The organism is Bacteroides sp. AM16-13 (genome assembly GCF_003602705.1).
Taxonomy (GTDB): Bacteria; Bacteroidota; Bacteroidia; order Bacteroidales; family Bacteroidaceae; genus Bacteroides; species Bacteroides xylanisolvens.
This window is the reverse complement of sequence record NZ_QTLK01000060.1, coordinates 1-3,145: the sequence shown is the minus strand read 5'-3', so window position 1 is coordinate 3,145 and position 3,145 is coordinate 1. Positions and strand designations below refer to the sequence as shown.

Annotated in this window: 3 protein-coding genes; all 3 read left to right on the top strand. The window is 33.0% G+C overall.

Annotated features, from left to right (window positions below; all coding sequences use genetic code 11):
- Nucleotides 1-57 precede the first annotated feature (57 nt).
- The gene (locus tag DW173_RS23460) at nucleotides 58-1,005 is read left to right on the top strand and encodes a PD-(D/E)XK nuclease family transposase (RefSeq protein WP_120145336.1); all 948 of its coding nucleotides are present in this window, start codon (nucleotides 58-60) and stop codon (nucleotides 1,003-1,005) included.
- A gap of 710 nt (nucleotides 1,006-1,715) precedes the next feature.
- Nucleotides 1,716-2,756 (top strand): transcriptional regulator, encoded by a 1,041-nt coding sequence (locus DW173_RS23455; protein WP_118195044.1) that lies wholly within the window; start codon nucleotides 1,716-1,718, stop codon nucleotides 2,754-2,756.
- 174 nt (nucleotides 2,757-2,930) lie between these two features.
- Nucleotides 2,931-3,145, top strand: a 215-nt coding sequence (locus DW173_RS23450) for an NVEALA domain-containing protein (protein WP_120145335.1), incomplete at its 3' end; no start/stop codon positions are given.

Genomic DNA, 3,145 nt, shown 5'->3' with positions numbered 1-3,145 from the left:
TCGGTTTTTATTGTGCCGGTGTAGAAAAACTCGATTTTTCTATATAATTTTGTTAGCATGAAACAAGATAACAAGAAAGGAGACGAACTTATGCCGAGTAATTATATTCGTTTCGATTGGGCTATGAAGCGTTTATTGCGTAATAAAGCCAATTTTGCTGTTCTTGAAGGCCTTCTGACTACTCTTTTGAATGAAAAGATAGTCATTCAGAAACTTTTGGAGAGTGAAAGCAATCAAGAAGATGAATTTGATAAGTATAATCGTGTAGATATGCTTGCTGAAAACTCGAAAGGTGAACTTATTCTGATTGAAGTTCAGAATAATAATGAGTATGCTTATTTTCAACGTATGCTGTTTGGTACTTCAAAATTAGTAACCGAGTATATTAATCGTGGAGAAGGCTATTATAAGGTACGTAAAGTATATAGTGTCAATATTGTCTATTTTTCTTTGGGTAGTGGTAAAGATACCGTATATCACGGTAAAACGGAATTCCGGGGAATTCATCAGGGAGATATGCTTGAACTGACTCCTTTTCAGAAACAAACTTTTAAAGTGGATACAGTAAGTCAACTTTATCCTGAATATTATATTTTGAAGGTCAATGATTTTAATCAGGTAGCTAAAAGCCCATTGGAAGAATGGATCTATTATCTGAATACAGGTGATATTCCTGATAGTGCGACTGCTCCAGGTTTAACAGAAGCCCGTGAACGATTAAAACTTGACAAGATGACTAAAGCAGAGCTTGATGCTTACTATCGCCATTTGGATAATATTGTCATATTAAAAGATAATATATTTACGGAACGTGCAGAAGGACGTGCAGAAGGACATGCTGAAGGTCGTGTAGAGGGTCATGCTGAAGGACGTGTGGAAGGTATTAATGAAGGCCGTCTGGAAGAGAAAAGGGAAGCAGCAAGCAATATGAAGACTCTGAATATTCCTCTTGATGTTATTTCGCAAGTCACAGGCTTGTCCATAGAAGAAATAAAGGCGTTGTAATAAACGCCTCTATATAATTGTTAGTATCCTATATCATCTTAGACATGATATAGGATTTTTTTATATATGGAAGTCTTGAAATGAGAACATACATAAAAATTGGATATCTTATGCGTTTCTCCTGCTTGAATTTAAAACAGAGTCTTGTATGCGAATAAATATGTGAGTAATTAGGGATTGTGGAAATCCGTGGTGCTTTGTTTTTAGGTTATTTGGATGCTTATTGTTTGCTGTAAAGAGGCTATTTGCGGATATTCGTTTGATTATTTGATAAGTACTTTCTTTTTGCTATATTTGATTTGGATGGAATATAGTGTGAAATAGCTGAAAATATACCGATAAATTTGGGTCTCACCGATGAATGTATTGTTCCTCGGTGAGGAAGGAAGCGACGCACACCGGGCAACGAGTCGTTCCTCGGTGAGGAACAAAGCTTAGTTAGCGGTAAATAATTCGTTTTTTATCCCTTATTTATGTAATATTTAGTCTGAAAACGGTATATTCTTGCATTGATTTATGCATTTATTTCTCTTCTTGCTTTTATTTTGATTTAATATTTATAGAGTGAATCTTAAAAATAGACTAATTTCTTTGGTTGGAAAGATTATTTTTGATATAACCAAAAACTCAAAATAGTTTTTATATTGTCTGTCAATTATTGCAAATAATGCTACCTTTGTGCTATTCAAACAGATAAAATAAGTCACGCTATGAAATTACTAACGAAACTAAGCGGTACAATTACATTTAAAGATAAACAAAAGATGCGCCTTTTGCTAATAATATTTATTCTGGAGATAGTATTATTTTTCATTCTAGGACAATTATATTGTGAGGCTAGAAAAAAAATGTTCAGTGAAAGAGTGGAAAGTGTTTTTAAAGCAGTTTTTTTGCAACATTTACAAGAAGATGCTTTTGATGGTTATTTTTACACTAGTGGGAGGAAACAGCGATTGGAGGAGTATCCTGATACGGTTTATATAACAGATGAAAGTGGAAAACGTGGATACTGCTTGGATAAAGAAAAAAGTTCTAAAAATGTAACATCTGATCCACGATTAAGTTTTTTACATACTGCTTATTTATCTAAACATCCTTTAGTAGTGGACTCTTTATATGAAAAATGGCAACTGCATTTGAAGCAGCAAAGTTTGTCTGGCACTTTTGCATTGCAGCTTTTGGTATCCGATAAAGATGAAAATATTACAGAAAGTGTATACCCTGACTCTTTTTTACATGAAAATTGTATACCAGAATTCGATATTACGGCAGGTTATCGTTGCGAGGTTGAAGTAAAAGGCTTTTTCTACTTTTCATTTTTTACTCTTGTGGGTGTAAGAGGCTTTGTTTATGGCTTTATTTATTGGCTGTGTGCAGTTATTATTAATATAGTGATATTTTTTAGAAAGAGATGGCAAAAGAACATTGTTGCTCCTACCTCTGTTCATATCTATTATATGGACCAAGGTATTATGTTTGATGCAGATTTGAGAAAGCTTATATTTGGTAAAGAGGAAATTCAGATATTACCACAAACAGCTATTTTATTAAAACATTTTTTAGAAGCTCCAGATTACATATTGAAAGACGAAGAAATCAAGAAAATATTTTGGTCGGATAAATCAAATAATGATCCGAGACTTCATAATGCAATAAGTCGTTTGCGAAGAGTTTTTGAGAATGTTCCATCTATTGAGATTCAAAGATATGAAAATATTGGATATCAATTGCAAATTAGAAGGAACAAATAAGAAACTATAATTTCCGATGAAATGGGATTTTTTTGAATGAGAGCCTTATCTCTATGATAGTATATATAGTAGATAGATTCGGTTAGATAGAAATGGATAGATTAATCTATTGGTGGTTGTAATCCAATTGCCTACTTTCGTTTCCATTAATTAATCGATAAAACTATAGTATATATGAAGAAACTATTATTCTTTTCTATTCTGATAATGGCGGTTCTTTCTGTAAATTACTCATTAAAAGAACCTCAAGTAAATACATTATTATTAGATAATATTGAAGCTTTGGCGGCTGACGAGCAAGATGTGCCTACTAATTGTTGGGGCAGTGGCTCTGTGGATTGTCCGGTTACAAAAGTTAAAGTAGAATATGTTGCTACCGGATATAGTCT

Excerpts from the sequence above, each read along its gene's own strand:
- DW173_RS23460 (WP_120145336.1), top strand. The coding sequence starts at position 58 with ATGAAACAAGATAACAAGAAAGGAGACGAACTTATGCCGAGTAATTAT.
- DW173_RS23455 (WP_118195044.1), top strand. The coding sequence starts at position 1,716 with ATGAAATTACTAACGAAACTAAGCGGTACAATTACATTTAAAGATAAA.